Here is a 1,773-nt window from a genome sequence, read left to right as displayed (position 1 = left end):
CTGAAATTGATTGTCCTACATTAAATACTAATCTATCTACTTTTCGCTCTATTAATTTTTTATTTGTTGTTATAACGACTTCATCCAATTTACTACTATCTTCTTTAAGAGTGATAATACCTAAATTTTGATCTTCTTCTAAAGAAATTTCTTTGGTCCAAATTTCATACCCTATAAAGCTAATATTTAAGGTACTACCCACGTTTTTTACTAATAGACTAAAAGCACCTTCTTCGTTGGTTATAGTACCCGTAATTATTTTATTGTTAGAATCTGTTAAAAATACATTTGCAAAACCAATGGTTTCTTTTGAATTTTTAACGACTCCATTAATATTTACTTGAGAATAAGTTGAAAAAGATGTAATTAAAATCACTAATAATACTCTTAATTTAGTCATAAGGTTTTTATGACTAAATTAAGTTTAAAATATCTACTATAAATTTTTTTAACCGTTGAAAAAGTAAGGGCATCCCCTTTTTATTAAATAAATCCCTTATCTCTTGCACTTTTTAACAGCTCCTTATCAGAATAGTCTATGGTCTCAAAAAGTTCTTTTAGACGACGCTTTCTTTTTTCTAAAGCAGGGAGAGAGAGTAATATAACTGACGGTAAATCTTTCATCATGGTACCAATTGAAAGTTCATGCAGTATTTTTCTATCTACAAAATCTAAAGTAAAGTCGGAGGAAACTTCATTTCGAAGCAACTTTACAACTGTTTTACTATAGTATGGAGGGTCGAAAATTACTGCTTTTATAGCTGTTACTAATTCTTTAGGGTTTATATCATTTTTAATTAGAAATCCATGAGGGTTAAGACTTTTAAAAATACTGCGTATTCTGTAATTATCATTTAAAGTTGTGGAAACTATAACTTTTGATTTAGGCATTACCTCTTTAATTTTTAAGCCCAAATCTTCACCAGAAATTATTTTTCCATCTTTTGTAGGAGGTAGGCTTATATCAAGAAAAATAAGTTCAATTTCTTTATTTTTAGATAATACGTCACCAATTTTATTGTAGGCATCATCACAATTATGAACTTCATAGATATCAAAAAACAATGATTTATCTAATTCTTCGATATATTTTAAGGCACTTTTATAAGCATCAGTAATCAAAGGGTGATCATCAACTATTAGTACTGTATACAATTTACTTTCCATATCAATTTATTGGTATTATACAAGAGAGAGTTGTCCCTTTATTTATTTCAGAATTAATGTTAAATGAGCCTTTTAAATTTGTTATACGATTCTTCATATTTTTAATTCCAATCCCACTCTTGGTTTTACTTATGTCAAAACCAACTCCATCATCACTCAAATGAATTATTAAGTTATTAGTATCAATAGAGAAACATAAGATAACATTTTTTGCTCTTGAATATTTAACAATGTTATGTAATGCTTCTTGTAATACTCTATACAAATTTATATTTATACTTTTATTTATTTCAATCCAAGTAATGTTATCTTCAATATTTAATTCAAAATAAAAATTACCAATGAGGCTTTTTTCTTCAAGTAGTTCTTTTATTATATAACTAAAATTAACCTCAGAATTATCAAGTTCAAATGTTAATTTATGGGAAACATCTCTAATTTCACTTTCTATAACTTGTAGTTCATTCAAAAATAATTCATGTTTGCCTAACATTTCTTCGGAACCTTCAATATTTAAAAATCCTAAGCCTATTCGAAGACCAAATAATTTACCTAAAATTCCATCGTGTAATTCTTGAGATATGCGACTGCGCTCGTTTTTTTTTT

The 1,773-nt window shown here is 27.0% G+C and carries 3 protein-coding genes; all 3 read right to left on the bottom strand.

Going from position 1 to position 1,773, the window contains the following annotated elements; genetic code table 11:
* A partial coding sequence (locus H603_RS16840; RefSeq protein ID WP_035676057.1) for a carboxypeptidase-like regulatory domain-containing protein occupies positions 1 to 400 on the bottom strand: 400 nt, incomplete at its 3' end.
* 83 nt (positions 401 to 483) lie between these two features.
* On the bottom strand, positions 484 to 1,167 hold the full coding sequence (locus H603_RS0112770) for a response regulator (RefSeq protein ID WP_026708975.1): 684 nt from the start codon (positions 1,165 to 1,167) through the stop codon (positions 484 to 486).
* Between the two features lies 1 nt (position 1,168).
* A partial coding sequence (locus H603_RS16835; protein ID WP_035676054.1) for a sensor histidine kinase occupies positions 1,169 to 1,773 on the bottom strand: 605 nt, incomplete at its 5' end.

It is taken from the genome of Flavobacterium frigidarium DSM 17623 (assembly GCF_000425505.1).
Lineage (GTDB): Bacteria > Bacteroidota > Bacteroidia > Flavobacteriales > Flavobacteriaceae > Flavobacterium > Flavobacterium frigidarium.
This window is presented reverse-complemented; position numbering and strand designations above follow the sequence as displayed.

Bases quoted from the DNA above. Each gene is read 5' to 3' on its own strand.
- H603_RS0112770 (WP_026708975.1), bottom strand. From the start codon at position 1,167: ATGGAAAGTAAATTGTATACAGTACTAATAGTTGATGATCACCCTTTG.